The 26,325-nt window shown below is 72.7% G+C and carries 21 protein-coding genes; 13 read left to right on the top strand and 8 right to left on the bottom strand.

From position 1 onward, the window contains the following. Position 1: 1 nt before the first annotated feature. Positions 2–1,024 carry a LacI family DNA-binding transcriptional regulator gene (locus ABD234_RS06645; protein WP_051487108.1) on the bottom strand — a complete coding sequence of 341 codons (1,023 nt, stop codon included), beginning with the start codon at positions 1,022–1,024 and terminating at the stop codon, positions 2–4. A 157-nt stretch (positions 1,025–1,181) separates the two neighbouring features. Here ABD234_RS06645 and ABD234_RS06640 point away from each other — a divergent pair, with 157 nt between their 5' ends. The 7 genes from ABD234_RS06640 (at position 1,182) to ABD234_RS06610 (ending at position 11,857) form a co-directional block, all read left to right on the top strand. Next, positions 1,182–2,474, top strand: coding sequence for a sugar ABC transporter substrate-binding protein (locus tag ABD234_RS06640; RefSeq protein WP_038374141.1), 1,293 nt, complete (start codon positions 1,182–1,184; stop codon positions 2,472–2,474). Between the two features lie 187 nt (positions 2,475–2,661). Beyond that, a complete protein-coding gene (locus ABD234_RS06635) occupies positions 2,662–4,239 on the top strand; it encodes an ABC transporter permease subunit (protein WP_038374142.1) in 1,578 nt (525 codons plus the stop codon). Between the two features lie 20 nt (positions 4,240–4,259). Continuing rightward, entirely contained in the window at positions 4,260–5,156 is an 897-nt protein-coding gene (locus ABD234_RS06630; protein WP_038374143.1) for a sugar ABC transporter permease, read from the top strand. Continuing rightward, positions 5,153–7,180, top strand: coding sequence for a glycoside hydrolase family 13 protein (locus ABD234_RS06625; RefSeq protein WP_038374145.1), 2,028 nt, complete (start codon positions 5,153–5,155; stop codon positions 7,178–7,180). The genes ABD234_RS06630 and ABD234_RS06625 overlap by 4 nt, the downstream gene beginning before the upstream one ends. 155 nt (positions 7,181–7,335) lie before the next feature. Next, the gene (locus ABD234_RS06620) at positions 7,336–9,021 is read left to right on the top strand and encodes a glycoside hydrolase family 13 protein (RefSeq protein WP_038374146.1); all 1,686 of its coding nucleotides are present in this window, start codon (positions 7,336–7,338) and stop codon (positions 9,019–9,021) included. An 84-nt stretch (positions 9,022–9,105) separates the two neighbouring features. Continuing rightward, positions 9,106–10,380: a carboxylate--amine ligase gene (locus ABD234_RS06615; protein WP_038374147.1), complete on the top strand. Its 1,275-nt coding sequence runs from the start codon at positions 9,106–9,108 to the stop codon at positions 10,378–10,380. 523 nt (positions 10,381–10,903) lie between these two features. After that, positions 10,904–11,857 carry a hypothetical protein gene (locus ABD234_RS06610; protein WP_344354669.1) on the top strand — a complete coding sequence of 318 codons (954 nt, stop codon included), beginning with the start codon at positions 10,904–10,906 and terminating at the stop codon, positions 11,855–11,857. A 198-nt stretch (positions 11,858–12,055) separates the two neighbouring features. Here ABD234_RS06610 and ABD234_RS06605 read toward each other — a convergent pair whose 3' ends face one another. Together ABD234_RS06605 and ABD234_RS06600 are read right to left on the bottom strand one after the other, a co-directional pair. Next, positions 12,056–12,865 carry an aspartate/glutamate racemase family protein gene (locus ABD234_RS06605; protein WP_344354668.1) on the bottom strand — a complete coding sequence of 270 codons (810 nt, stop codon included), beginning with the start codon at positions 12,863–12,865 and terminating at the stop codon, positions 12,056–12,058. Further along, positions 12,862–14,130: a carboxylate--amine ligase gene (locus ABD234_RS06600; RefSeq protein ID WP_344354666.1), complete on the bottom strand. Its 1,269-nt coding sequence runs from the start codon at positions 14,128–14,130 to the stop codon at positions 12,862–12,864. The genes ABD234_RS06605 and ABD234_RS06600 overlap by 4 nt, the downstream gene beginning before the upstream one ends. 60 nt (positions 14,131–14,190) lie before the next feature. On the opposite strand from ABD234_RS06600, the gene ABD234_RS06595 reads away from it, so the two are divergent. The 4 genes from ABD234_RS06595 (at position 14,191) to ABD234_RS06580 (ending at position 18,052) form a co-directional block, all read left to right on the top strand. Further along, complete coding sequence (locus tag ABD234_RS06595) at positions 14,191–14,688, top strand: YbhB/YbcL family Raf kinase inhibitor-like protein (RefSeq protein WP_051487111.1); 498 nt, start codon at positions 14,191–14,193, stop codon at positions 14,686–14,688. A 231-nt stretch (positions 14,689–14,919) separates the two neighbouring features. After that, positions 14,920–16,185: a glycosyltransferase family 4 protein gene (locus tag ABD234_RS06590; RefSeq protein ID WP_344354664.1), complete on the top strand. Its 1,266-nt coding sequence runs from the start codon at positions 14,920–14,922 to the stop codon at positions 16,183–16,185. Continuing rightward, positions 16,182–16,952: a TVP38/TMEM64 family protein gene (locus ABD234_RS06585; RefSeq protein ID WP_344354662.1), complete on the top strand. Its 771-nt coding sequence runs from the start codon at positions 16,182–16,184 to the stop codon at positions 16,950–16,952. The genes ABD234_RS06590 and ABD234_RS06585 overlap by 4 nt, the downstream gene beginning before the upstream one ends. After that, positions 16,946–18,052 (top strand): glycosyltransferase family 4 protein, encoded by a 1,107-nt coding sequence (locus ABD234_RS06580; protein ID WP_344354660.1) that lies wholly within the window; start codon positions 16,946–16,948, stop codon positions 18,050–18,052. The genes ABD234_RS06585 and ABD234_RS06580 overlap by 7 nt, the downstream gene beginning before the upstream one ends. Positions 18,053–18,080: 28 nt before the next feature. On the opposite strand, the gene ABD234_RS06575 is transcribed toward ABD234_RS06580, so the two are convergent. From ABD234_RS06575 to dnaK, 4 genes are all read right to left on the bottom strand, one after another. Continuing rightward, a complete protein-coding gene (locus ABD234_RS06575; RefSeq protein ID WP_344354658.1) occupies positions 18,081–18,515 on the bottom strand; it encodes a heat shock protein transcriptional repressor HspR in 435 nt (144 codons plus the stop codon). A gap of 64 nt (positions 18,516–18,579) precedes the next feature. Beyond that, positions 18,580–19,593: a DnaJ C-terminal domain-containing protein gene (locus tag ABD234_RS06570; RefSeq protein WP_344354656.1), complete on the bottom strand. Its 1,014-nt coding sequence runs from the start codon at positions 19,591–19,593 to the stop codon at positions 18,580–18,582. 84 nt (positions 19,594–19,677) lie between these two features. Continuing rightward, complete coding sequence (locus tag ABD234_RS06565; protein ID WP_038374155.1) at positions 19,678–20,316, bottom strand: nucleotide exchange factor GrpE; 639 nt, start codon at positions 20,314–20,316, stop codon at positions 19,678–19,680. Continuing rightward, positions 20,316–22,175, bottom strand: a complete 1,860-nt coding sequence (dnaK, locus tag ABD234_RS06560) for a molecular chaperone DnaK (protein WP_038374156.1) — start codon at positions 22,173–22,175, stop codon at positions 20,316–20,318. The genes ABD234_RS06565 and dnaK overlap by 1 nt, the downstream gene beginning before the upstream one ends. A gap of 214 nt (positions 22,176–22,389) precedes the next feature. On the opposite strand from dnaK, the gene ilvD reads away from it, so the two are divergent. Continuing rightward, positions 22,390–24,114, top strand: a complete 1,725-nt coding sequence (gene ilvD / locus ABD234_RS06555; protein ID WP_038374157.1) for a dihydroxy-acid dehydratase — start codon at positions 22,390–22,392, stop codon at positions 24,112–24,114. 100 nt (positions 24,115–24,214) lie between these two features. Beyond that, the gene (locus ABD234_RS06550; RefSeq protein ID WP_038374158.1) at positions 24,215–24,985 is read left to right on the top strand and encodes a phosphotransferase; all 771 of its coding nucleotides are present in this window, start codon (positions 24,215–24,217) and stop codon (positions 24,983–24,985) included. A gap of 37 nt (positions 24,986–25,022) precedes the next feature. On the opposite strand, the gene fmdA is transcribed toward ABD234_RS06550, so the two are convergent. Continuing rightward, positions 25,023–26,279: a formamidase gene (fmdA, locus tag ABD234_RS06545; RefSeq protein WP_038374159.1), complete on the bottom strand. Its 1,257-nt coding sequence runs from the start codon at positions 26,277–26,279 to the stop codon at positions 25,023–25,025. Positions 26,280–26,325: the final 46 nt, after the last annotated feature.

Here is a 26,325-nt window from a genome sequence, read left to right as displayed (position 1 = left end):
GCTAGGCGATGCCCCCGCGATCGCGTCCCGGCGCCGCGCCCGTCGAGCCGCGGACGATCAGCTGCGGGCGGATGGCGAGCTCGGTGCGGGTCGGGCGGCGGCTGCCCTCCCCCGCGGCGAGGACGGTGCGCACGGCCGAGCGGGCCATCAGCGAGACGCTCTGGCGCACGGTGGTCAGCGGCGGAGTGGTCAGCCCCGCCCAGGAGACGTCGTCGTAGCCGATCACCGAGACGTCCTCGGGCACGCGCACGTCGATCGAGCGCAGCCCCTCGAGGGCGCCGGCGGCCATCACGTCGCTCCCGCAGACGATCGCGGTGACGCCGCCGGCGGCGAGCTCGCGCGCCGCCTCGTAGCCCCCGGCGTAGGAGAAGTCGGTGTAGGCGATCGGCGGGGCGTCCACGCCCGCGGCGCCGCGGGCGGCCTCGAAGGCCTGCACCTTCGTGCGCACGGGCCAGGTGTGCTCGTCGCCCACGGCCAGCCCGATCTCGCGGTGTCCCAGCTCCTCGAGGTGGGTCAGCGACAGCGCGATCGCGTGGGCGTCGTCGGAGGAGATGAAGGCGGCGTCGAGGTCGTGGCGCTCCCCGTTGACCATCACCAGCGGCACCCCCGCCTCGGCCACCTCGCGGTAGTGGTCCACCGGGCTGTCCTGCTGGGCATGGTGCCCGGAGACGATGATCATGCCGGTGGCCCCGGCGCGCAGGAAGCGCTGCAGGTACTCGCGCTCGCGCTCCACGGTGCGGGCCCGGACCCCGACCAGCGAGGAGACCCCGCGCTCGAACAGCTCGGCCTCCAGGCGCTCGATCCAGGCCGCGAAGATCGGGTTCTCCACATCGGGCACCAGCAGGCCGATGGTCCGGGGCAGGTCCTCCTGCTCGAGCGCGACGGGCCGGCCCAGCCGTCGGGCGGCCTCCAGGACGGCACGACGGGTCTCCTCGTTGACACCGGGACGCTCGTTCAGGACGCGCGAGACCGTGGCCTCGCTCACCCCGGACTCGCGGGCGATGTCGATCAGTCGTGCTTTCACCTGGTCCACCTCTCGGCGACGCCATCGCCGCCATGTCACAGTACCGTTGCAAGAACTTTCTCATTCTTGCACGCCGGGCCGCAAGCACTTACAGTCGTCCTTGCAGGGCGAGCACAGCGGCTCCCCGCATCACACGCACGAATCGAAGGAGATCACGGTGCTCATCCGTCGCAAGTCTTTCCTGGCCCTCGGCGCCCTCGGCGCCACCTCCGCGATGCTGTCCGCCTGCGGCGGCGGCACGAGCGAGGATCCCGCCGCCGGCGGGTCCTCCGATGCCGGCGGCGCCTCCGATGCGGGCGGCGCCGAGGGCGCCCCCCAGCGCGCCGACGCCCAGCTCGTCATCTGGGCCGATGAGAAGAAGGCCGAGTCCCTCCAGGCGCCCGCCGCGGCCTGGGGCGAGGCCCAGGGGATCACGGTCGCCGTGCAGTCCGTGGCCAACGACCTCCAGACCAACTTCGTCACCGCCAACCAGGCCGGCAACGGCCCCGACGTCCTCGTCGGCGCGCACGACTGGATCGGCAACCTGGTCCAGAACGCCTCCATCACCCCGGTGCAGCTGCCCGCGGACGCTGCCGACAAGATCGCCCCCATCGGCCTCAGCGCCGTGCAGCTGGACGGCCAGACCTACGGCGTCCCCTACGCCGTCGAGACGCTCGTGCTGTTCGCGAACAACGCCCTCACCGACGCCCCCTCCCCCGCGTCGATCGAGGAGCTCGTCAGCGCCGGGCAGGCCGGCGGGGCCGAGAACGTGCTCTCCCTGCCCGTGGGCGAGGAGGGCGACGCCTACCACATGGAGCCGCTGTACACCTCCGGGGGCGGCTACCTGTTCGGCACGGACGCCGAGGGCGGCCTCGACCCGAGCGACCTGGGCGTGGGCAAGGAGGGCTCGATCGCCGCGGGCGGCAAGATCGGGGAGCTCGGCGCGCAGGGCGTGCTGAAGACCTCCATCACCGGCGACAACGCGATCTCCCTGTTCACCGACGGCAAGGCCGCCTACCTCGTCTCCGGCCCCTGGGCGCTCGCGGACATCAAGGCCGCCGGCATCGACTTCACCATGAGCGCGGTGCCCGGCTTCGAGGGCATGCAGCCGGCCAAGCCCTTCGCCGGCGTGAACGCCTTCTACGTCGCCGCGGCGGCCAAGAACCCCGCCTACGCCCAGCAGTTCCTCTCCGACGTCGCCTCCGCGCCCGATGTGGCCCGCGAGATGTTCGCCGTCAACGAGCTCCCGCCGGTCTCCCTCGAGCTGCAGACCGAGCTCGCCGCCGGCAGCCCGGAGCTGATCCAGATCGCCGAGCTCGCCGAGGGCGCCGACCCGATGCCCTCCATCCCCGAGATGGCCGCGATCTGGAAGCCGCTGGGCCAGGCCCAGGCGAACATCGTCGGCGGCGCCGACCCGGCCGAGGTCATGACCAGCGCCGGCGAGCAGATCGCCGGCGAGATCGGGGCCTGAGCGCCCACCGCCCCGCAGGGACGGACCGGGCGGGACTCCGCATCCCGCCCGGTCCCCATCCCGCCTGCGCTCCCGGGGCGGGTCCGTCCCTCCCGCGCTCCGCCCGATCCCGCCGCCGCTGCCGCCCCGGCCGGCCTGCGGCCCTCCCGCCGTGCAGCCCCGCTGCCCCCGCGAAAGGCACCCCGCCATGACCTCGACGACCGCGCCCGCGCAGCGGGCACGCAGGACGTCCGCCACCACCCTGATCGCCCGGGCGCTGTTCCTGGGCGCCGTCCTCGCCGTGACGATCTGGATCGCGCCCGTGCTCGTGGGGCTGCAGTCCTGGCTGTGGCTGGCGGTCGTGCTGGCCGCGGCGGCCGCGATCTTCGTGCTCTACTCCACCCGGCGCTTCATCCCCGGCAAGTACATCTTCCCCGGCACGTTCTTCCTGGTCGTCTTCCTCATCGCGCCGATCATCCTCACCGTCGGCTACTCCTTCACGAACTTCGGCGACGGCAGCCGGGGCACCAAGGAGCAGGCGATCGCGGCGATCACCGGCAACTCCGTGCAGCAGACCCCGGACTCCCCCCGCTACAACCTCACCATCACCACCGAGGGCACCGCCGAGGAGGGTCCGTACGTCTTCTACCTGGTGGATCCCGCCAGCGGGGAGATCCGCCGCGGCGGCCCGGAGCTCCCCCTCGAGCAGGTCCCGGCCTCGGACGTCACGGTCCGCGACGGCTTCGTCACCGCGGCCGACGACTCCGCGATCCTCACCCCCGACGAGATCAACACGAACTACGCCGCGCTGCAGGAGGTCGCCGTCGAGGTCGACGAGACCACCGCGATCCGCCTGCTGGGCATCGACCAGGCCTTCGAGGGCACCAAGGTGCTCCAGTACGACGAGGCCGCCGATGCCATCACCAACACGCAGACGGGCGCCGTCTACACCCCGCAGAAGATCGGGGACACCGAGTACTTCGTGAGCGAGGACGGCGAGCGCATGCCGCAGTCCTGGCTGCAGGGCGTGGGCCTGTCCAACTACGAGCGCCTGTTCACCGACGGCAAGCTCGCCGGGCAGTTCGCGGACGCCTTCGTGTGGACCCTCGTGTTCGCCGCCGGCAGCGTGCTGCTGACCTTCCTGGTCGGCTTCGCCCTGGCCCTCGTGCTCAACGACGAGCGCCTGCGCGGCCGCCGCCTGTACCGCTCCGTGCTGCTGATGCCGTACGCGGTGCCCGGGTTCATCGCGCTGCTGGTGTGGTCGAACTTCTACAACCGCGACTTCGGGCTGATCAACCAGACCCTCGGCCTCTCGCTGAACTGGTTCGGGGATCCCACCCTCGCCAAGGCCGCCGTGCTGCTGACGAACCTGTGGATGGGCTTCCCGTACATGTTCATCGTGTGCACCGGCGCCCTGCAGTCGGTGCCGAAGGAGCTCACCGAGGCCGCGCGGATCGACGGCGCGAGCCGCCTGCAGACCACCTCCCGGGTGATCGCACCGCTGCTGCTGGTGGCCGTCTCGCCGCTGCTGGTCGCCTCCTTCGCCTTCAACTTCAACAACTTCAACGCCATCGAGCTGCTCACCGGCGGCGGCCCCTTCGCCGCCAACGAGTACACGCGCGGCGCGACCGACATCCTCATCTCGATGGTCTACCGCATCGCCTTCGGCGGCTCCGGAGCGGACTTCGGCTTCGCCTCGGCGGTCTCGGTGGCCCTGTTCATCCTCACCGGCGTCCTCGCCGCGATCCAGTTCCGATTCGCGAACGTCCTCGAGGACGTCAACTGAAGGCCCGGAAGGACTCCGCCATGTCTGTGCAGACTGCTCGCACCGCCCCCGAGGCCCGTCGCCTCCCGTTCAGCCGCTGGATGGGCGAGATCGGCTGGCGCCACGTCGTCGGCATCCTCGCCGTCGCCTTCGCGGTCTTCCCGATCCTCTTCGTCGTCTCGGCCTCGCTGAACCCGCTGGGCACCGTGTCCTCCTCCGGGCTGGTGCCGCGCGAGGTGAGCCTCACGCACTACGAGACCCTGCTCTCCGGAGCCCGCGGCCCCTTCGTGCGCTGGTACCTCAACACGGTCATCGTGTGCGTCGTGGTCTCCTCCGTGCAGGTGTTCCTCTCCGTGCTGGCCTCCTACGCGTTCAGCCGCATGCGCTTCCGCGGCCGCCGCGGCGGCATGCTGGCCCTGCTGCTGATCATGATGTTCCCGGCGATCCTGTCGATGATCGCGATCTACACGATGATCTCGGACCTCGGCCAGGCGATCCCCGTGCTGGGCCTGGACTCCCTGCCGGGCTACATCCTCGTCATGCTGGGCGGCTCCCTGGGGCAGGTCTGGCTGATCAAGGGATTCTTCGACACCGTGCCCAAGGAGCTGGACGAGGCGGCCACCATCGACGGCGCGAGCCACTGGCAGGTCTTCCGCCGGATCCTGCTGCCGGCCCTGGTGCCGATCCTCGCCACCACGCTGCTGCTGAGCCTGGTCGGGGTCATGAGCGACTTCCTGCTCGGATCGATCTTCCTCACCAGCGACGAGAACAAGACGCTCGCGGTGGGCCTGTACGGCATGCTCGCCGGGGACCGCTCCAACAACCTGGGCCTGTTCGCGGCCGGGTCGGTGCTGATCATGATCCCGGTGATCGTGCTGTACCAGTTCCTGCAGCGCTACATCGTCGGCGGCTCCACCGCGGGAGCGGTGAAGGGATGAGCGAGCTCGCCCTGCCGCCCCTGCCCCGGCGGCCCCATCACGACAGCGGGCCGCTGTGCGTGCCCGTGGCCGCGCACGCCCTCGGCGAGGAGGCGGTGCTGCGGGTCTGGGTCCCGGACTCCTACCCGGTGACCGCGGTCGCGCTGCGCGCGGTCGTGGACGGGGAGATCCGCACCCGCGAGGCCCGGCCCCTGCCCGCCGCCGATGCGCCATCGGCCGATGCCGCGCCGGAAGAGCCGACGCCCGCCGAGGCGGGGGCCGGCACCTGGTGGCAGGTGCGCCTGCGCGCCGAGAACCCGGTGGTCCCCTACCGCTTCTGCCTCATCGGCCCCGGCGGCGGGGACGTCCCCGCCTACGCGTGGCTGACCGCCGCCGGGCTGATCCCCTGGGACGTGGCCGATGCGACGGACTTCCGCCTGGTGGTGCACCCGCCCGCTCCGGCGTGGGTCGCCGATGCGGTCGTCTACCAGGTCTTCCCCGATCGCTTCGCCCGCTCGGCGAGCGCCCCCGTCGACGCGGAGGGCCGCCCCGCCCCGCAGGACCTGCCCGCCTGGGCGGTGCCGATGCGCTGGGACGAGGAGCCCGCCGTGCGCGGCGACATCACCGGGCGGCAGCTGTACGGCGGCGACCTGGACGGCGTCATCGAGCGCCTGGACCACATCGCCTCCCTCGGGGCGGACACCGTCTACCTCACCCCCGTGTTCCCCGCCGGCAGCGTGCACCGCTACGACGCCGCGACCTTCGACCGGGTGGACCCGCTGCTGGGCGGGGACGAGGCCCTGGTGCGGCTGTCGCAGGCGCTGCATGCGCGCGGCATGCGGCTGATGCTGGACCTCACCACCAACCACACCGGCGACACCCACGAGTGGTTCCGCGCCGCCCAGGCCGATGCGGACTCCGTCGAGGCCGGCTTCTACCTGTTCACCGAGCACCCCCACGCCTACCGCAGCTGGCTGGACGCGGTGCCGAGCCTGCCCAAGCTCGACCACCGCTCCCCCGCGCTGCGGGCCCGCATGCTCGAGGGGCCCGACAGCGTGGTGGGCCGCTGGCTCGCCCCGCCGGTCTGGGCCGACGGCTGGCGCATCGACGTGGCCAACATGACCGGCCGCCACGACGACGTCGACCTCGCCCATGAGGTGGCCCGCACCCTGCGCGGGACCATGCCCGAGGGGACCTGGCTGCTGGCCGAGCACGGCCACGACGCCACCGGGGACCTGGCCGGGGACGGCTGGCACGGCACCATGAACTACACCGGCTTCACGCGGCCGCTGTGGGCGTGGCTGGCCGAGCCCGGCTCGACCCTGAACTGGCTGGGCCTGCCCACCACCGTCCCGCGCCTGCCCGGCCCGGCGATCGCCCGCACCCTGGTGGACTACAACGCGCACATGCCGTGGCCGTCCCGGCTGCATTCGCAGAACCAGCTCTCCAGCCACGACACGCCCCGCACCCGCACCGTCGTCGGCACCCGGGAGCGGCAGATCGTCGCCGTGGCGGCCCTCGCGGCCCTGCCGGGCGTGCCGACGCTCTTCGCGGGCGACGAGATCGGCGCCGAGGGCAGCACCGGCGAGCATTCCCGCACGCCCATGCCCTGGGCGGCGATCGCGGCCGTCGACGACGCCGCGCCCGCCGACGGCTCCGCGCCCGCCGACGGCTCCGCGCCCGGCGACGGCCCGGCATCGGAGGGCTCCGCGCCCGTGGACGCCGAGGTGCTGCGGGCGACCCGGGCCCTGCTGGGCCTGCGCCGGCGCGAGCCCGCCCTGCGGCGGGGCGGCATCGGCCTCCTGCACGTCGAGGAGGACCTGCTGGTCCTCGCGCGCACCCATCCCGAGGGCGATGTGATCGTCGTCCTCGCCCGTGCCTCCCGGCCCGGGCCGGTGGAGCTCGATCTGCGAGGCTGGACCGGGATCATCGGCCTCGAGGAGATCCACGCCGAGGGGAACGTCGGGGGGAGCGCGGACGGTGCGCTCCTCACGATCCGGGCCGCCGGCCCCGGCGCGGCCTTCTGGCGCGCCCGACGATCCTGACCGTCCCGCATCCCCGGCGCGACCGCCGCTCCCGACCGCCCCGCCGTCCCCGTCGGTCCCGCCCCACCTGACGCGCCCGCCGCGTCCGAGCCCCCGGGCTCCCCGTCCTTCGCCCGCCGGGCGAGCAGCACCCCATCGGAAGGAAGCATCCCCGCATGTCCCCGCAGCACGACCAGTGGTGGCGCGACGCCGTCGTCTACCAGGTGTACCCCCGCTCCTTCGCGGACTCGAACGGTGACGGGATGGGCGACCTGCCCGGCGTCACCGCGGGGCTGCCCTACCTCGCGCAGCTCGGCGTGGACGCGATCTGGCTCTCGCCCTTCTACACCTCGCCACAGCACGACGCCGGCTACGACGTCGCCGACTACACCGACGTCGACCCCCGCTTCGGCACCCTCGCCGACGCCGACGAGCTCATCGCCCGCGCCCACGAGGTGGGGATCAAGGTGATCGCAGACATCGTCCCGAACCACTCCTCGAGCGAGCACGTCCTGTTCCAGCGGGCCCTGGCCGCCGGGCCCGGCTCCCCCGAGCGGGACATGTACATGTTCCGCGACGGCCGGGGCGAGCACGGCGAGCTGCCCCCGAACAACTGGACCTCGATCTTCCACGGCCCCGCCTGGACGCGGATCACCGAGGCCGACGGCAGCCCCGGCCAGTGGTACCTGCACATCTTCGACAGCACCCAGCCCGACTGGAACTGGGACAACCCCGCCGTCCACGAGCTGTTCGCGGACGTGCTGCGGTTCTGGCTGGACCGCGGCGTGGACGGCTTCCGCGTGGACGTCGCCCACGGCATGGTCAAGCCCGACGGCCTGCCCGACGCGACGGTCACCGCCGAGGGTCTGCTCGACATCCCCGAGGGAGAGGTCCCCGTCTACTTCGACAACGACGGCGTCCTGGAGATCTACCGCGAGTGGCGGCCGATCCTGGACTCCTACGAGGGCGACCGCATGATGGTGCTCGAGGCCTGGATCCCCGAGAAGCGCCTGCCGCTGTACATCGGCCCCGAGGAGGCGCACCAGTCCTTCAACTTCGGGTTCCTCCAGGCCCGCTGGGGCGTCGAGACGATGCGCGCCGCCATCGAGAAGCCGCTGGACCTGGCCGATGCGGTGGGCGCGCCCACCACCTGGGTCCTCTCCAACCACGACGTGATCCGCCACGCCAGCCGCTACGGGTTCGCCCCCGACCACCGCTTCGGCTCCGGCCTGGCCCGGGACGAGGTGCCCGATGCCGAGCTCGGGCTGCGCCGCGCCCGCGCCGCGTCGCTGCTCATGCTGTCCCTGCCCGGTTCCGCCTACCTGTACCAGGGCGAGGAGCTGGGCCTGCCCGAGGTCCGCGACATCCCCGACGCCCTGCGCGAGGACCCCGCCCACAAGCGCGGCGGCGTGCCCGGCCGCGACGGCTGCCGGGTGCCGCTGCCCTGGACGGCCGAGGCCCCGGCCTACGGCTTCTCCTCCACCGGGAAGTCCTGGCTCCCCCAGCCCGCCGAGTTCGGACAGCTCGCGGCCGATGTCCAGGACGGCGATCCCGCCTCGACCCTGGAGATGTACCGGGCCGCCCTGCGCCTGCGCAAGGAGCTGCGACTGGGCCTGCCCGGAGAGGGCCTGACCTTCGCCGCGGACGTCCCCGAGGGCGTGCTGGCGATCGACCACGCCGGCATCCGCGTGGTCGTGAACACCACCGGCGCCGACATCCCGGTGGCCGATGTCGCCGGCCGCGGCGCCGGGGACGGCGCGGGCGCGGCGGCGGACGGGGACGCCGAGGTGCTCATCGCCTCGGTCCCCTCCGCCCCGGGAGTCGTGCCCGCCGACGCCGCCGTCTGGCTGCGCCGGGCCTGAGCCCCTGTGTCCTGCACCCCAGACGTCCCACCGGCCCGGGACGTCTGGGAGGCAGGACGCCGAGCAGTCGATAGGATCCCAGCCATGCCCGAGACCGCCCCCGCCGCCGCGCCCGCCCCCGACTTCGACCTCGTCCTGGTCGGCTCGGGACTGGGGATCTACGCCTTCGCCCGCGCCTTCCACGAGCAGTACGGGACCGTGGCGACCATCGTGACGAAGGTGGGCCTGGAGCCCATGCGCCGTTCGGTGGCCTGCGACCTCGTCGAGCTCGGCTCCTCCGCCGGGGACGCGGACATGGTCGGTGCGCTGGTGGACCTCGCCGTCTCCCGCGGCGGCGTGCGCCCGCAGCTGCTGCTGTGCAACGCCGATTCCGTCGTGCAGCTGCTCAGCGACCACCGCGAGGCCCTCGAGCCCCACTACGAGATCCCGATCCTCGACGCGGAGACGCTGGACCGCGTCTCGGACAAGGCGGAGTTCGCTCTGCTGTGCGAGGCGCACGGCGTGCACGCCCCGCACACCGAGATCGTCGACATGCGCGGCATCGAGGACGCCGAGGCCGCCGAGGCCTGGCAGCCGCCGACCTTCGACATCCCCTTCCCCCTGGTCATGAAGGCGGCGAAGACGGCCGACATGGCCTCGGTGCGCTTCGCCGCGAAGAAGAAGGTGTGGTTCGTCCAGAGCCCCGAGGAGCTCGACGAGCTGCTGCGCACCATCGCGCGCGCCGGCTACCGCGGCCGCCTGGTCGTCCAGGAGCTGATCCCCGGGGACGACACCGCCATGTGCTCCATCACCGCCTACGTCGACCAGCAGGGGCGGGTGACCCTGCTGACCTCGGCGAGGGTGCTGCTCGAGGAGCACACCCCCGACGCCCTGGGCCGCCCCGCCGCCATGATCACGACCGAGCTGCCGGAGGCCCTCGAGCAGGCCCGCCGCATGCTCGAGGCGACCGGCTGGCGCGGCTTCGCGAACTTCGACGTCAAGGAGGACCCGCGCGACGGGGTCCTGAAGTTCTTCGAGGTCAACCCGCGGATCGGCCGGAACCTGCACTACAACACCGCCGCCGGGGCGAACGTCTCCCGGGTGGTCGTCGCCGACCGCATCGAGCACCGCGAGATCGAGCCGCTCACCCGCTACGACGAGATCCTGTACTCGCTGGTGCCCCTGCCGCTGCTGCTGCGCTACGTCACCGACCCGGCCCAGCGCCGCTGGGTGCGCACCGTCGCCCGCCGCGGCACCGCGAACCCGTGGGCCTACCCCGCCGAGGGCGCCTGGGCCAAGCGCTACGCCTGGATGGTGGCGCTGAACCACGTGAAGAAGTTCCTGCGCTACTACCCCCGCCCCACCTCCACCGGCTTCTGACGCGCCCCTCCCCTCCGCGCACCCCGCCGGGCCCCGGCGCGCCCGCACGCCCCGCCCGACGGGCCTCGGCGCCCGCACGCCCCGCCCCGCGAGCCCTCCCCGCGAGCCCCTCCAGCCCGCGAGAAGTCATTTTCTGTCGCTTGAAGCCCTGTTCAAGCGACAGAAAACGACTTCTCGCCGCTCCCACCTGTCGGCCACCGCACCGCCTGTCGCCCACCGCACCGCGTGTCGGCCGCCACACCGAATCCCGCCGGAATCCTCGTGCGCTCACCGGCAGCGTCGGCCTTCCGTCGCCGTCCTCGAGGCACGCTCCGCGCGCCGTCACCCGCGCCGTCCTCGCGACACGACGGCGGCCCCTGCGCGGTGCGCCGTCCCCACGGCACGACGGCGGTCCCTGCACGCGCGCCGTCCTCGCGGGCATGTCGACCGAGCACTCTGGGGAGGAGTACCACGTCGGCACTGCGACCAAGGGGATGTGGAGGACGACGCGGATGGTTCGCGCTGCGCTGGCACGGTGGCGCCCATGCCTCATCCGCTTCTCCCTCTGCCCGCTCCGATCGCCGATCGGGTCTTCTCCCTCGCCGAGGCGCGCGACCTGGGCGTGCAGCCCGAGCGTCTGCGACGCCGCGACGTCCGGCGCATCGGCCCAGGGCTCTATGCTCCGGCGGGTGCGGTGCCGAGCGAGCTCGCGATCGCGGCCGCCCTGCAGCACGATCGGCCCGATGCTGTCGTCTCCCGGCTCAGCGCCGCGCGCATCTGGGAGCTTCCGCTGCCGCGATCCGTCCTGCAGAAGCAGGACGCGCCGGTGGATCTGACGCTTCCTCCCGGATCGCGAAGGCTGCGGCGCGCCGGAACCCGGGCGCGCTTCGCTCGCCTGCCTCCGACGAGCATCACGACGGTCGGGCCGGTACGGATCACGACGCGCGTCCAGACGTGGCGTGATCTGGCCGGCGCCGATGCGCACCTCTCCGACCTCGCCCTGACGCAGATCGGAGACCACCTCGTGCGGTCGCCGCGGCCGTGGGCCGAGAACGGGAGGACGGACCCGTGGGCCACTCTCGAGGGTCTGGCGCACCTCGTCGCATCGAGCCGGGGTCGGCCCGGAGCGGTCCGGGCGGCACGTGTCCTGGACCAGGTGCGCGTGGGCGCCGATTCCCCGCGGGAGACCGAGCTGCGCCTGAGGCTCCTCGCCGCCGGCATCCCCGAACCGCTGCTCAACGTCCCGGTGATCGGTCCGCACGGGAGGCCGATGCACGAGCCGGACCTCCAATGGCCGCAGTGGCAGGTCGCGGCGGAGTACGAGGGAGCGGACCATCGCACCGCGGCGCAGGTGCGCCGCGACATCGACCGTGCCGAACGCCTCCGGCGCATCGGATGGACCGAGATCCGCCTCATGAACGACCACATGCACGACCGCGGACGCGAGGCCGTGGACCGCGTCCGGCGCGCGCTGGCCGAGCGGGGATGGCAGCCGTGACCGCGCGAGGTCCGCACCCGTGGCGACCTCGGCATGGTCGCCACGCCTCGTGAGACGCCAGAGGTCGATCTGCGTCGCATGAGCCCCTGTTCACGCGACACAGATCGACATCTCGCGGTGCGGCGGACGGCGCCGAGGTGCGGGCCGAGCCTGCGGCGGACGGCGCCGAGGCAGAGGCCGGGTCGGGCGCGGGCGGGGTCAGGCGGGGCGGAAGGCGGGGCTGACCTGCTTGCCGGCGGCGAGGATGGTCGCGGTGGCCAGCTCGGTGAGGGAGTCGGTCAGGCGCGGGTCGCCGCGCAGGCCCTGCTGGTCGTAGACGACGCTGAGCTCGGTGCAGCCCAGCACCACGGTGCCGGCGCCGCCGTCGATCGCCTCGGCGACGCAGCCCTCGAACATCTCCATGTCCACCGGACGCCCGGCCTTGACCTGGTCGTAGATGATCGCGTTGACGCGGTCCTGGAGGTCGCGCGAGGGGATCCAGGCGCGCGCCCCGGCCTGCTCGAGCGCCTGCTGGTACACCTCGGCGCGCACGTTGCCCTCGGTGGCGAACACGGCCACCGGGGCCGCGGCGCCGCCCCCGGCGGAGGCGCCGGCTCCGGCGGAGGCGGGGGCGCCGACGCGGCGGGCGGCGACCTCGGCGGTGAGCTCCACGATGCTGAGGAACGGCGCGGTGGTGGCGTCCTCGGCCTGGCGCACGAAGTGATGGGCGGTGTTGCAGGGCATCACCAGCAGCGTGGCCCCGGCCCGCTCGAGCATGCGGGCGTCGCGGGCGATGACGATGCCGGGGTCCGGGGCCGCGGGGTCCAGGATCCGCGCGGTGCGATCCGGGGTGGTCGAGTGCTGGGAGACGAGCAGATCCAGGTGGTCCTGATCGCTGGCGGCATCGGTGGCCCGGACGAGGATGTCGAGGAACACGCTCGTCGCCGCCGGGCCCAGCCCGCCGAGCACGCCGACGACCTGCGCGGACCAGTCCTCCGGCGCGATCCGCCCGCCCGGGCCCGCGCTCACCGGAAGTCCTCGGGACGGTAGTAGCGGTGGAACTTGCGCACGTAGTTGAGCATGGCCGCGGCGATGGTCGCCCAACGGCGCGGGTCCTTCTCCACGCCCGGGTACAGCAGGGGGTTGCGCACGCGGCGGGCGGCGACGACGCGGCGCAGCTGCTCCTTGGCATCGGGCAGGGTCGTGTAGCGGCGCACCAGGGCGACGGGGACCACGGTGTACAGCGCCTCCTGCTGCTCCTGGAGGATCTCGCCGGCCGCTCCGAGGCCCTCGCCGAGGTGCTCGCGCACGTACCAGGTCACCGGGTTGTGCCCGCCGGCGGTGACGTAGTAGTTCGAGCGGCCCAGACGCGGGTTCAGCTCGAAGAACTTGGTGCGCCCGTCGCGGTGGTCGTACTTGAGGTCGAAGTTGGCGTAGCCGGTCCAGCCCAGCTCGCGGACCAGCCGCTGGGCCTGGTCGACGACGTCCGGGTCCACGGCGGTGATGATCGCGGCCGGGTTGCCGATGGCTCCCGGGCTGTGCTCCTCCAGCAGGGTGCGCCCGTAGGAGGCGAAGCGCACCCGCGAGTCGGCGTCGCAGTAGCAGGTGAGGATCCGCATGGCCTGGTCGTCGCCGGGGACGCGGTCCTGGACGATGATCGACTCGCGGTACCCGGCCTCGCGGATGCGGCGCAGCAGGTCCAGCAGCTCGGCGCGGGAGGCGACGGTGTGGACCTTCGACTTGCCGGCGAAGTCCGCCTTCTTCCACTCCGAGACCTCGGCCGGCTTGGCGATGACCGGATAGGTGAAGGGGACCTCGAGGTCGGGGTCGACCTCCTGGGCGAGGTCGACGACGCGGGTGGCGGGGTGGTCCACGCCCAGGCGCTCGCACAGGGCCGTGAAGTTCTGCTTCTCGGTGCCGGCGCGGAAGGCGTCCATCCCGACGTACGGCGCGGTCCAGCCCTCGGGCAGGGCGCCCATCGTGTCGCGCACGGCGATGATCGCCTTGACGGTCGCATCGGCCGAGCCGAGCAGCATCACCGGCGCGCCGGAGTGTGCGGCGGCCACCTGCGCGAGGACGGGGGCGAGCTGCGCGGGGTCGAAGGGATCCGGGCAGGAGACGTTCTCGATGATCGCGGAGCGGTCCACGTGCCAGCCGCGCAGCCGGCTGATGACGATCGAGCGCACGCCGTAGGCCTCGTGGAACGCCCGCGCCAGGGAGTAGGCGCCGATGTCGCCGCCCACGATCACGGGCTGGACGGGCGGTGCGGCGGGCACGGGTGCGGCATTCGACATGACGTGCAGTCTAGGTGCGGCACCCTCGACAGAGGATGCGACTCTCCCTACCCTTGCTCCATGACCACCGATGACGTGACGACCGACACCCGGTTCCTCCTCTCCTCGACCGCGACGCCCTCGGGCTCGGTCGTGGCGCCGCAGCAGCTGGTGACGGAGCTGGGCGGGGAGGACCTCTCTCCGGATCTCTCCTGGACCGGGGCCCCGGAGGGCACCGCGTCCTTCGCCGTGACGTGCTACGACCCCGACGCCCCGACGGGGTCGGGGTTCTGGCACTGGATCGCCTGGGACATCCCGGGCGATGCCACCTCCCTCCCGCTCGGCCTGGCCCGCGACGATGCGAGCCTCCAGCAGGCGGTCAACGACTTCGGCCGACGGGGCTACGACGGCCCGCAGCCCCCGGCGGGCCCGCCGCACCGGTACATCTTCACCGTCCATGCGCTGCCGGTGGCCCAGCTCGGCGTGGACGCCGATCAGCCGCATGTCCAGGCGCGCTTCGCGATCTTCACCCAGCAGCTGTCCTCCGCATCCTTCACCGCGACCTATCAGGCTCAGTAGCCCTCTACCAGGTGACGCCCCGGGGCACCAGGGGGAAACACTCACCAACGCTCCGGGCGCATCCCCTGTCAGGGGGTTCCGCTGCCGCCATAGTGTCGTTCCATGCACGCACGAACCTGTGGTCACCGCACCGACGGAGCCCCGGGGCAGGGCCGGAGATCATCCCTCGGGAGGACCCGGTCCCTCCCTGGGGAGGATCCTTCGGCGCCCGAGCGATGGGAGCCTGGCACCATGTCCGAGACGCACCGTCCCTCCTCCCCGACCCTCAAGGTCCTCCTGACGACCGACTGGTGGGAGCCGGTCGTCAACGGCGTGGTCGCCTCGGTGACCACGCTGCGCCGCGAGCTCGAGTCCCTGGGCTGCGAGGTCCGCGTCCTGACGCTCGCCCCCGGCCTGCGCTCGCGGCGACGTGACGGCGTGTACGAGCTCGGTTCCGTCTCCGCGGCGCTGGTCTACGACCAGGCCCGCATCGGGATGCTCTCCAACCGCGGGGTGCTGCGGGAGATCCTCGACTGGGGACCGGACGTCGTCCATTCGCAGTGCGAGTTCTCCACCCATGTGTGGGCGCGGCGGATCGCCCGCGACCTCGACGTCCCCCTGGTGCACACGTACCACACGATCTACGAGGACTACACCCACTACTACTCCCCCAGCCGCACGATGGGCCGCAAGGCCGTGGCGACCTTCTCGCGCAAGCTGCTGCACTCGACCGACGCGGTGATCGCGCCGACGGCGAAGGTGGCCCGCCTGCTGGAGGGCTACCGGGTCGAGCGGCCCGTGCACGTCGTCCCCACGGGGCTGGACCTGGAGCGCTTCCGCCCGGCGCGCACGGCGGCGGAGCGGGCCGATGCCGCCTCCCTGCGCGAGAGCCTGGGCATCGCGCCCCAGGACACGGTGCTGCTGTCGGTGTGCCGCCTGGCCAAGGAGAAGAACCTCGACGAGGTGCTCGACCACGTCGCCGCGGTCGACCGCCCCGACGCCGTGCTGGTGCTGGTGGGCGACGGCCCCTACCGCGCCGAGCTCGAGGAGCGCGCCGCCCGGCTGGGCGTGTCCGATCGGGTCCGCTTCGTCGGTGTCGTCGACCCCGAGGAGGTGGCCCGCTGGTACCGGATCGGCGACGTGTTCGTCAGCGCGTCGCTCTCCGAGACCCAGGGGCTGACCTTCATCGAGGCCCTCGCCTGCGGCCTGCCGCTGCTGTGCCGCCGCGACGAGTCCCTGGAGGCCGTCGTCCTCGAGGGCGAGACCGGGTACTGCTACGAGGACTCCGCCGGCTTCGAGCGCGGGCTGTCCGCGATCGCCGACTCCTCCGCGCAGCGCGAGCGGATGGCCGCCGCGGCGCTGGAGCACGCCCGCACCACCTGCGGGGCGGAGGCCTTCGCCCGCTCCGTCCTGGACGTCTACAGCGGGGTCGTCGCCCGCCGGGCCGATGCCCGGTACATGGGCGCCGCCCTCACCGCGGCGTGCCTGATGGGCGAGGACCTGGGGGTCAGCGCATGAGCACGGTCGCGCCGATGGCCGCAGACGCCCGCCGCACCCTGGCCGAGGGCCTGGAGACGGTGGATCGCCGGGTCAGCACGCTGCGCGCCGCGCAGCGCTCCACGCAGACGCCGGCCCCGTCGGAGGCATCGGCCCCGTCGGGGGCATCGACCGCATCGGCCCCGGCGCACAGCGCCTCGGCCCGCCGCGACCCGCTGCGCATCATCGCCCGCCTCGCGCCGCTGGCCGGGCTGGCGGTGTGCGCCGCCCTGATGGCGTGGGGCATGCAGTCGGGGGTGCTGCGCTCGCTGGAGCACCTGCAGAGCTTCATCGACTCCCTGGGTCTGTGGGGGCCGCTGGTGTTCTTCGGCGCCGCCCTCGCCGCGACGGTGTTCCCCATCGTCCCCGGCGGGCTGCTGGTGATCGCGGCGCCGCTGCTGTTCGGCCCCGTCGAGGGGATCCTGTACAGCTACCTCGCGATCTGCGCCGGGTCCATGCTGAATTTCGCGATAGGCCGGCAGGTGGGCCTGGGGCTCATCGAGCGGATGTTCTCCCCCCGCACGGTCGAGAAGTACCTGGGGTGGACGCGCAGCGGCCACTTCTCGCGCGCCTTCGCCGTGGCGATCGTGCTGCCCGTCGCCCCCGATGACCTGCTGTGCTACCTCGCCGGCACCACCCGGATGCGCTGGCGCACCTACGCCCTGATCATCTTCGCCGGCAAGCCCTGGACGCTGCTGGCCTACGGCCTCGGCGTCTCCGCCCTGCTCACGAGGTTCTGGCCGTGGTGACCGCGACCCGCCCCGGCGGCCCCCGACGCAGCCCGGCCGCCGGCACCGGACGCGTGAGCATCCACGCGTTCTCCAAGGCCGATTCCGTGCAGGGCCAGGGCGTCGGCTCCGCCTACCTCGAGCAGGTCGCGCTGATCACGGCGGAGCTCGGCGACGAGTTCGACGTCGTCGACCGTGCCCGTCGCGCCGGGCACGTGAACCACTTCCACTCCATCAACCCGGAGTTCCTGGCGCGGGTGCCGATGATCCGGCGTCGCGGACGCACCGTCGGGCACGTGCACTTCATCCCCGAGACCGTCCACGACTCGATCACGCTGCCCCGCCCGGCGCGGGCCGTCTTCGACGCGTACATGCTGCGGTTCTACCGCTCGATGGACCAGCTGGTGACGGTGAACCCCTGGTTCATCCGCAAGCTCGCCGAGGACTACGGCTTCGACGCCGAGCGCATCGCGTTCATCCCCAACTTCGTCTCCGAGCAGGACTTCCGCCCGCTGACCGATCCCGAGGGCGCCGCGCAGGTCGCGGCGCTGCGGGAGGAGCTGGGGCTGGACCCGTCACGCCCGGTGGTGCTGTGCGCCGGGCAGCTGCAGGTGCGCAAGGGCTTCTTCGACTTCCTCGACGTGGCCCGGGCGATGCCCGATGTGCAGTTCCTGTGGGCCGGCGGGTTCTCCTTCGGCCGGATCACGGCCGGGCACTCCCGCATCCGGGAGGCCGCCGAGGACCTGCCGGCGAACGTGCGCCTGCTCGGGATGGTCCCGCGGGAGCGGATGAACCTGCACGTCAACCTCGCCGACTGCTTCTTCCTGCCGTCCTTCGAGGAGCTGTTCCCGATGACGATCCTCGAGGCGATGGCGGCGCACACCCCGGTGGTGGTGCGCGAGCTCGTCTACTACGAGGGGGTCCTCGCCGACTACGCGCGGCGCGTGGAGGCGGAGTCCGGGCAGATCGCGCCGTTCGTGGAGGCGCTCGAGGGCGTCCTGGCGCCGGGGCCGGTGCGCGAGCAGGCCCGGGATGCGGCCCGGCGCGGGGCCGCCGCCTACGACCGGGCGAGCGTCGCCCGGCAGTGGCGGGAGTTCTACCGCGGGGTCGCCGCCGGCTGACCCCGCCGCGCGGGGCGAGCCGCGACGGTCAGCGGCGGTCGCCCCACAGGACCAGCGCCCCGCCGGGGCTGGGGCGTCGCGGACGCTGCCCCCGGCGCAGCGCGCTGACCTGCCCGCTGCTGTCGGCGGCGAAGACCCGGCCGTCCGTGCCGGCCAGCTTCTCGACCGCGGCATGGACGGCGGAGAGCTGGTCGCTGAGGTCGCGCACCTGGTCCTGCAGCTCGAGGATCCGCTTGATCCCGGCGAGGTTGATGCCCTCCTCCTGGGAGAGGCGCTGCACCTCGCGCAGGCGCACCACGTCGCGGGGGCTGTAGCGCCGGCCGCGGCCGGCGGCGCGCCGCGGGGAGACCAGCCCCATCCGGTCGTACTGGCGCAGGGTCTGCGGGTGCATGCCCGACAGCTCCGCGGCCACGGAGATCACGAACACGGGGGCGTTCTCGTCCAGCCGATGCGATGCGGCCACTGCTCTCCACCTCCTGGTCCAGCGTGGCGTCCGGCCCGGCCGCGGGCGCGGCCGGGCCGCCGGCTCAGCGCGCCGCGGCCTCCGTGAGGCCTCGACGCGGATCCTCGTCGGCGAGCGCGGCGCGCAGGTCCTCGACCGCTGCGCGGGCCTTGCCCTCGACGTGGCTCGGGACCGCGACCTCGAGCGTGACCAGCAGGTCGCCGGTTCCCTTGGAGGTCTTCAGCCCCTTGCCCTTGGCGCGCAGGGTCCGCCCCGAAGGGGTCCCCGCGGGCACCTTCATGCGCACGCTCCCGCCGTCGAACAGCGGGACCTCGAGGGTGGTGCCGAGCACCGCCTCGTCGAAGGAGACGGGCACGGTGATGCGCAGGTCGGCGCCGTCGGCCGACCACACCGGGTGCGGGGCGACCTCCAGGGTGAGCAGCAGGTCCCCGGCGGGTCCGCCGTGGATGCTGGGCTGTCCCTTGCCGCGCAGACGGATCTTCTGCCCGTCGTGCACCCCTGCGGGGATGCGCGCGGTCACGTTTCGACCGCCCACAGTGACCGTGAGCTCGGTGCCCTCGGCGGCCTGGCGGAAGCTGAGCTTCGCCCTCGCGCTGAGATCGGCCCCGGCCGGCGGGGTGCGCTGCGCGGTCGACGGGCCGGCGCCGGCGAAGCCGCCGCCCCCGCCGAACATCGACAGGATGTCCTCCATGGAGGGGTTGGCGCCCCCCGGGCCTCCGGGCCCGGCCGGGCCGCCGAAGCGGACGTTCCCGCCGCCCGGCGCGCCGCCGAACATGGCCGAGAAGACGTCCTCGAAGCCGCCGGCCCCGCCGCCGGGACCGGAGGCGAAGCGGGCGCCGCCGGAGCCCATGGCACGGATCGCGTCGTACTGCTGGCGCTGCTCCGCGTCGTTGAGCACGGAGTACGCCTCACCGACCGCCTTGAAGCGGTCCTCCGCGGCGGGGTCGCCGGGGTGGCGGTCCGGGTGCAGCTCCTTGGCCTTCTTCCGGTACGCCTTCTTGATCTCCGCCGCGGTCGCGTCCTTCGAGACGCCGAGGACCGCGTAGAAGTCCTTGTCGAGCCAGTCCTGTCCGGACATGCGCGCCTCCTTCCAGGAGCGTGGGACGTGGATGCTGGGGGTGGCGGGGCCGCCGGAGCGATGCTCCGACGGCCCCGCCGGGTGTCACTGCGGGCCGTAGGTGGCCACGCGGGCCGGCCTCAGCACGCGGCCGTTCATCCGGTAGCCGGCCTGCATGACCATCTTGACGGTGTTGACCTCGACCTCGTCGGAGTCCTCGTGCATGAGGGCCTCGTGGATGGTCGGGTCGAACTCGTCCCCCACGGCGCCGAAGCGCTCGAGCCCGTGGGCACCCAGCGCGCTCTCGAGCTTCTGGCTGATCGCGTGGAACGGGGTCCCCTCGACGATGTCGCCGTGCTGGCGGCCCAGGTCGATGTCGTCGAGCACGCCGATCAGCGAAGAGATCACCCGGCCGATGGCCGCCTCCTTGCCCGCCTCCGCGCTCGCCTCGATCCGACGGCGGGAGTTGACGTACTCGGCCTGATCGCGCTTGAGCGTCTCGGAGAGGTCGGCGACCTGCTTCTCGAGCTCGGCGACGCGGGAGTCGTCGGCTCCCGACGCGGCCTGCTCGAACAGCTCCGCGGCCTCGGCGTCGATCGGGTCGACGTCCTCGGCGGCGGGATCCGCCGGAGGACGGACGCTGCCGTCCTCCGGGTTCACCTTGCGCTTGTCCGTGAAGGAGAACCGCGGCTCGCCCTGCTCCGAGCCTTCGGCCGGGTCCGGGGTGCTGTGGTCCTCGCTCATCACTTCTTCTCCTCGTCCTCGTCCACGATCTCGGCGTCGACCACGTCATCGTCCTCGGAGGAGGACGCCCCGGACTCGGCGCCGGCCTCGCCCTCGGGCGCGGCCTGCTGCTGCGCGTAGATCGCGGTGCCGACGGCCTGCAGGGCCTCGTTCAGCGCATCGCGCGCGGACTCGAGGTCGGCGGTCGCCGCGTCCTCCTTGGCCAGGGCCTCCTTGGCGGAGGAGATGGCGTCCTCGGCCTTGGTGCGGTCGCCGTCGGCGACCTTGTCCGCGTTGTCCTTGAGCAGGGTCTCGCCCTGGTAGACGAGCTGCTCGAGGGTGTTGCGGGCGTCGGCGTTCTTGCGGCGCTCCTCGTCCTCGGCGGCGTGGGCCTCGGCGTCCTTGACCATGCGGTCGATCTCCTCATCGGACAGCGCGGAGCCGCCGGTGATCTGGATGGACTGCTCGTTGCCGGTGCCGCGATCCTTCGCGGTCACGTGGACGATGCCGTTGGAGTCGATGTCGAAGGTGACCTCGATCTGCGGGATGCCGCGCGGCGCGGGGGCGATGCCGGTGAGCTCGAAGGTGCCCAGCAGCTTGTTGTCGCGGGTGAACTGACGCTCGCCCTGGAACACCTGGATGGCCACCGAGGGCTGGTTGTCGTCCGCGGTGGAGAACACCTCGGAGGTCTTGGTCGGGATGGCCGCGTTGCGCTCGATGAGCTTGGTCATCACGCCGCCCTTGGTCTCGATGCCGAGGCTCAGCGGGGTGACGTCCATGAGCAGCACGTCCTTGCGGTCGCCCTTGATGACGGCGGCCTGCAGGGCGGCGCCCACGGCGACGACCTCATCGGGGTTGACGCCCTTGTTGGGCTCCTTGCCGGTGAGCTCCTTGACGACCTGCGACACGGCCGGCATACGGGTCGAGCCGCCGACGAGGACCACGTGGTCGATGTCGGAGAGCTTGACGCCCGCGTCCTTGATGACCTGGTGGAAGGGCGCCTTGGTGCGCTCGAGGAGGTCCTTGGTCATGTCCTCGAATTGCGCACGGGTGAGCTTCTCGTCCAGGTGCAGGGGGCCGTTCTCCGTCATGGAGAGGTACTGCAGGGAGATGTTGGTGCTGGACGCCGAGGACAGCTCCTTCTTCGCCTGCTCGGCGGCCTCCTTGAGGCGCTGCAGGGCGATGCGGTCCTTGCCGAGGTCGACGCCGTCCTTGGTCTTGACCTGGGAGATCAGCCAGTCGACGATCTTCTGGTCCCAGTCGTCGCCGCCGAGGCGGTTGTCGCCCGCGGTCGCCTGGACCTGGATGGTCGAGCCGTCCTCGTCCTTGCTCACCTCGAGCAGGGACACGTCGAAGGTGCCGCCGCCGAGGTCGAAGACCAGGATCTGCTCGTCGTCCTTGCCCTTCTCGAGGCCGTAGGCGAGGGCCGCGGCGGTGGGCTCGTTGATGATGCGCAGGACGTTCAGGCCGGCGATCTGCCCGGCGTCCTTGGTGGCCTGGCGCTCGGAGTCGGAGAAGTACGCCGGCACGGTGATGACCGCGTCGGTGACCGTCTCGCCCAGGTAGGACTCGGCGTCGCGCTTGAGCTTGCCCAGGATGCGGGCGGAGATCTCCTGCGGGGTGTAGCTCTTGTCATCGATCTGGGTGGTCCAGTCGGTGCCCATGTGGCGCTTGACCGAGGAGATGGTGCGGTCGACGTTGGTGACCGCCTGGCGCTTGGCGACCTCGCCCACGAGGACCTCGCCCTGCTTGGAGAAGGCCACGACGGAGGGGGTGGTGCGCAGGCCCTCGGCGTTGGCGATGACGGTGGGCTCGCCGCCCTCGAGGACCGCGACGACCGAGTTGGTGGTTCCGAGGTCGATTCCGACGACACGGGACATGGGTGCCTGCCTTTCTGCGGCGCGAGCCGCACTGTGCGCGCGCCCCGACGGGGGCGCAGCTTGAGCTGTACGGACTCAAGTACAGGACCGTGGCGCGGACCTGTCAAACGGGCTGTCACCGAACTTGAGTACATCTGACTCAACTACGCGGTCGGCCCCCGCATTCCCGGGCGGAGAGGGTGTGTCGGGCGTCACTGCGGACTACCCTCGGAGGATGAGCCTCGACGACGACGCCACCGCCTCTGCCCGCCCGGATCTCAAGCCCCGCAGCCGGCAGGTGACCGACGGGCTGTCCGCCACCGGCTCCCGCGGGATGCTGCGCGCGGTGGGGATGGGCGACGCCGACTGGGAGAAGCCGCAGATCGGCATCGCCAGCTCGTGGAACGAGATCACCCCGTGCAACCTGTCCCTGGACCGCCTGGCGCGCGCCGCGAAGGAGGGCGTGCACGCCGGCGGCGGGTACCCGCTGCAGTTCGGGACGATCTCGGTCTCCGACGGGATCTCGATGGGTCACGAGGGCATGCACTACTCGCTGGTCTCCCGGGACGTCATCGCCGACTCGGTGGAGACGGTGATGCAGGCCGAGCGGCTGGACGGGTCCGTGCTGCTGGCGGGATGCGACAAGTCGCTGCCGGGCATGCTGATGGCCGCGGCCCGCCTGGACCTGGCGAGCGTGTTCGTCTACGCCGGGACGATCATGCCGGGGCGCGTGACGCTCTCGGACGGCACCGTCAAGGACGTCACCCTGATCGATGGCTTCGAGGCGGTGGGCGCCTGCGCCCGCGGGCTGATGAGCCGGGAGGACGTCGGCCGCATCGAGCGCTCGATCTGCCCGGGAGAAGGGGCCTGCGGCGGCTACTACACGGCCAACACGATGGCGAGCGTCGCCGAGGCGATGGGCATGTCTATCCCGGGCTCGGCCACGCCGCCGTCGGCCGATCGCCGGCGCGACGCGCATGCCCGCCAGGCCGGCGAGGCGGTGGTGGGGATGCTGCGCCAGGGGATCACCGCCCGGCAGATCATGACCCGCCCCGCCTTCGAGAACGCGATCGCCGTGGTGCAGGCCTTCGGCGGCTCCACCAACGCCGTGCTGCACCTGCTGGCCATCGCGCACGAGGCGGAGGTCGACCTGTCCCTCGAGGACTTCGCCCGCATCGGCGCGAAGGTGCCGCATCTGGCCGATCTCAAGCCCTACGGACGCTTCGTCATGAACGACGTCGACCACGTGGGCGGGATCCAGGTGGTCATGAAGATCCTGCTGGACGAGGGCCTGCTGGACGGGGACTGCCTGACCGTCACCGGCCGCACCGTCGGCGAGAACCTCGAGGCGCTGAAGCCGCTGCCGGCCGATGGCACGGTGCTGCGCCCGGCCTCCGCGCCGATCGCCCCGACCGGCGGGATCACCATCCTGCACGGGAGCCTCGCCCCGGAGGGGGCGGTGGTGAAGTCCGCCGGCTTCGAGGCGGACGTGTTCGAGGGGACGGCGCGGGTCTTCGACCGCGAGCAGCAGGCGCTGGACGCCCTGGCCGATGGCACCATCGACCACGGCGACGTGGTGGTGATCCGCTACGAGGGGCCCAAGGGCGGTCCGGGCATGCGCGAGATGCTCGCCATCACCGGCGCCATCAAGGGCGCGGGCCTGGGCAAGGACGTCCTGCTCATGACCGACGGGCGGTTCTCGGGCGGCACCTCCGGGCTGTGCGTGGGGCACATCGCCCCGGAGGCCGTGGACGGCGGCCCGATCGCCCTGGTGGAGGACGGGGACCGCATCCGCCTGGACGTGGGCGCCGGCGGCCTGGACCTGCTGGTCGATCCGGCCGAGCTCGAGCGGCGCCGCGCCGCCTGGACCCCGCCCGCGCCGGTCGCGCGGCGCGGCGTGCTGGGCAAGTACGTGCGCCTGGTGCAGTCCGCCTCGCGCGGCGCGATCCTCGACGGCTGAGCCGGGGCGCCCACGCGGGCGCGGGCCGGGGTGCGGGTGCGGGTGCGGACGCAGGGAAAATGCGGTGCCGAGCCCGGCACTGCGGGGCTACGGTAACCCGATGCGCGATGAGCTGGAGCCGAGACCCGATGACGAGCAGGCGCTCGGCGGAGGCAATGCCACCGCCGGCGTGGTGCGGGTCGGTGACACGGTGCGCAAGCCCTGGACCCCGTCGGCCGCGGGGGTCCTCGACTTCATGGCGCACGTGCGGGCGCAGGGCGTGGACCTGCCCGAGCCCCGCGGCCGCGACGCGCAGGGACGGATGGTCACCGAGTTCGTCCCCGGCCCGATCGCCCTGGACGGCCCGCCGCTGACCCGCGGGGAGCTGGGACGCGCGGGGGCGATGATCCGCGCGATCCACGATGCGAGCGAGAGCTTCCGGCCCGCCGCTCCCCTGCCCGCGGGGATCCTTCCGGTCGAGGGCGCCGATCTCATCTGCCACAACGACCTCACCCCCTGGAACCTGGTGGTCGGCGAGCGCTGGGTCTTCATCGACTGGGACGGCGCGGGGCCGAGCACGCGGCTGTGGGATCTGGCGTACTCGGCGCAGGCCTTCACCCTGAACGACGCGACCGCGGATCCCGCCGCCGCGGCGGCGGATCTCGCGGCCCTCGTGGACGGCTACGGGGCCGATGCGGCGCTGCGGGACGCCCTGCCCGCGGCGATGGCCCGGCGCACCCGCGCGATGCTCGACCTGCTGGAGTCCTCGCACCGGGCGGGACGCGAGCCCTGGGGGTCGATGTTCGTCTCCGGGCACGGCGAGCACTGGCGGCGCGCCGCCGAGCACGTGGCGCGCCACCAGGAGCTGTGGGCCCGGGCGCTCACGCCCTGACGCCGCAGGGAGCGGGACCCGCCCGGGCCGGGACCGGTCAGCCGACGCTCGCGCGCGGCGCCCCGATCCCCGGGTCGATCCTCGGCACCTCGCCGGAGCCCGGCCGGATGTCGATGTCGAAGATGTCCAGCGGCAAGTACACCGTGGCGCAGGCGTTGGGGATGTCGACCACGCCGGAGAGCCGGCCCTCGATCGGCGCGGCGCCCAGCAGCAGGTAGGCCTGCTCCTTCGACCAGCCGAAGGTGGACAGGTAGTCGATCGCGTGCAGGCAGGCCCGCTGGTAGGCGAGATGGGAGTCGAGGTAGCGCTGCTCGCCGTCGAGCGTCACCGAGGTGCCCGAGAAGGACAGCCACCGGCTGTGCTGCGGCGCGGTGTTGCCCGGCATGAAGATCGCGTTCTCGGTGACGCCGTACTTCTCCATCCCGCCCTCGATGACGTCGACGTGCAGATCGATGAACCCGCCCATCTCGATGCCGCCGCAGAAGGTGATCTCGCCGTCGCCCTGGGAGAAGTGCAGGTCGCCGAGGGACAGGTTCGCCCCGTCCACGAAGACCGGGTAGAACACGCGGGTGCCCTTGGTGAGGTTCTTGATGTCCTGGTTGCCGCCGTTCTCGCGCGGCGGGGCGGTGCGGGCGGCCTCTCCCGCGACCCGGTCCCGATCGGCCTCGGGGACGCCGCCGAGGATCGCCCCGTCGGGCTCGGGCGGCAGCGCCAGCGGCGGCACCCGCTCGGGATCGGTCGCGATGAGGGCGCCCTCGCGCTGGTTCCACCGCGCGAGCAGCTCCGGCGACGGGGCGGTGCCCATCAGGCCGGGATGGATGATGCCGGTGAACTCGACGCCGGGGACGTGGCGGGAGGTGGCCCGGTCGCCGCGGAAGTCCCAGATCGCCTTGTACGCGTCGGGGAACTGGTCGGTGAGGAAGCTGCCGCCGTTGCGCTTGGCGAAGATGCCCGTGTAGCCCCAGCCCTGCCCGGCCAGCGGCCCGGAGTCCTCCTGCGGGATGGGGCCGACGTCGACGATGTCGACGATCAGCAGGTCCCCCGGCTTCGCGCCCTCGATGCGGAACGGCCCGGACAGGGCATGGACCGTGTTCAGCGGCGCGGCGGCGATGTCCTCGGCGGAGTCGTCGTTGTGGATCGCGCCGTCGAACCATTCCCGGCAGTCGACACGGAAGGTGTCGCCGGGCCGGACGCTCACGGCCGGCGGGATGTCGGGGTGCCAGCGGTTGTGGCCGAGGTGCTCCTGCTCGGTGAAGGGCTTGGCGGAATCCAGCGGGAAGACGTTCGTCGGCATGGCAGTCCTGCTTCCTCTCATCCACGGCGGGCCCGCGGCTCGGACC

Origin of the sequence: Brachybacterium phenoliresistens (assembly GCF_039530785.1) — a bacterium.
Taxonomy (GTDB): Bacteria; Actinomycetota; Actinomycetes; order Actinomycetales; family Dermabacteraceae; genus Brachybacterium; species Brachybacterium phenoliresistens.
Note: the sequence above shows the minus strand (reverse complement) of the source record. Positions and strands in the feature narration are given on the sequence as shown.